Annotated in this window: 1 protein-coding gene; it reads right to left on the bottom strand. The window is 76.8% G+C overall.

Annotated features, from left to right (window positions below; all coding sequences use genetic code 11):
- A partial coding sequence (locus KBX37_RS33725) for a polyketide synthase dehydratase domain-containing protein (RefSeq protein ID WP_210779866.1) occupies nucleotides 1–1782 on the bottom strand: 1782 nt, incomplete at both ends.

Raw genomic sequence — 1782 nt, 5'->3', positions numbered from 1 at the left:
CGCTGCCGTCGGTGTCGACGAGCACCAGCCGCCCCGGCTGCTCGGACTGGGCGGCGCGGACCAGCCCCCACACCGGCGCGAGCACCGGGTCGGCGGGCAACTCCCCCGCCCCGACGGCGCCCTGGGTGAGCAGCACCAGCCGGGTCCGGGGCAGCCGGCTCTGCGCCAACCAGTCCCGGAGCGTGCCGAGCAGGTCGGTGAGCAGGGCGCGGACCGCCTCCGGCCCCTGCCCGGCCGGGTTGGTCGGGGCGTGCAGCACGTACGCCGGTTCCGGCGCCCCGGCGTCCACGGCGGCGAGCAGCGCGGCCAGGTCGGGGTGCGCGGGCGCGTCGGGGACCACCCCGAACGGGTCCTCGCCGAGCACCGCCCAGGTCGCCGGCGCGACGTCGGGGGCGACCTCGGGTGCGGGCACCCAGTCGAGGCGGAGCAGGCTCTCGTCGCCGGAGCCGGTGACGGCGGCCAGTTCGTCGGCGCCGACCAGCCGGCTCTCCAGGTGTCCGACGGTGAGCACCGGGCGGCCGTCGGCGTCGGTGGCGGTCAGCGTGACCCCGCCGCCGACCGGCACCAGGTGGACCCGCAGCGTCGCCGGGGCGACGGCGTGGCGGGTGACGTCCCGCCAGACCGACGGCTGGACCGGTCCGGCGGCGTCGTCGAGGCGGTGCGGGTGCAGGGCGGCGTCGAGCAGCGCGGGATGCGTCTCGTGGCCGTCGGCGGTGACCCCCTCGGGCAGGCTCACCTCGGCGAACAGCTCGCTGCCCCGGCGCCACACCGCCCGCAGGCCCTGGAAGCTCGGGCCGTACCCGTAGCCGTGGCGCAGCAGGCCGCGGTGGACGTCCTCGACGTCCGCGCGGACGGCGCCGGGGGGTGGCCAGGTGGCCGGCGGCGGGGGCGGGGTGGGTCCGCCGGGGGCGAGCACGCCGGTGGCGTGCCGGGTCCACGGCAGTTCCTCGTCGGCGCCGCGGGTGTGCACCCCGACCGGCCGCGCGCCGTGCTCGTCGGGCGGCCCGACCACCACGCGTACGGTGACCGCCGCGTCGGTGAGGACCAGCGGGGTCTCGGCGGTCAGCTCCACCAGCCGGTCGCAGCCGACCTGCGCCCCGGCGTGCAGGGCGAGGTCGAGCAGGCCGGTGCCGGGGAAGACCACGCGGCCGTGCAGGTCGTGGTCGGCCAGCCAGGGCTGCCCCGGCAGCGAGATCCTGCCCGTGAGCACCAGCAGGTCCTCGTCGGGGACGCTCACCTTGGCGCCGAGCAGCGGATGGCCGGTGGCGACCTGCCCGAAGCCGGAGAGGTCGGCGGTGGAGGGTGCGGCGAGCCAGTAGCGCTGCCGCTGGAAGGGGTAGGTGGGCAGGTCGACGGTGCGGGTGGTCTGCGGGAGCAGCGAGGTCCAGTCGACGGTGGTGCCGGTGACGTGCAGCCTGGCCAGGGCGGTCAGGGCTTGACGGTGTTCGTCGTGTCCCCGCCGCAGGGACGGCACGACGGTGACCTCGTCGGTGAGGATGCCCTCGATCATCGGCGTGAGCGCGGCGTCGGGGCCGAGTTCCAGGAACGTGGTCGCGCCGGCGGTGTGCAGGGTGGTGATGCCGTCGGCGAAGCGGACCGCCTCGCGGACGTGGCGGACCCAGTAGTCGGGGTCGGTCAGCTCGGTGGCGGCGAGAGCGCCGGTCAGGTTGGACACGACCGGGAGTTGCGGCTCGGCGTAGGTCAGCTCCGCGGCGACGGCCCGGAAGTCGGCGAGCATCGGGTCCATCAGGTGGCTGTGGAAGGCGTGACTCACCCGCAGGC

The organism is Micromonospora sp. U56 (assembly GCF_018070095.1).
Classification (GTDB): Bacteria; Actinomycetota; Actinomycetes; order Mycobacteriales; family Micromonosporaceae; genus Micromonospora; species Micromonospora purpureochromogenes.
Note: the sequence above shows the minus strand (reverse complement) of the source record. Positions and strands in the feature narration are given on the sequence as shown.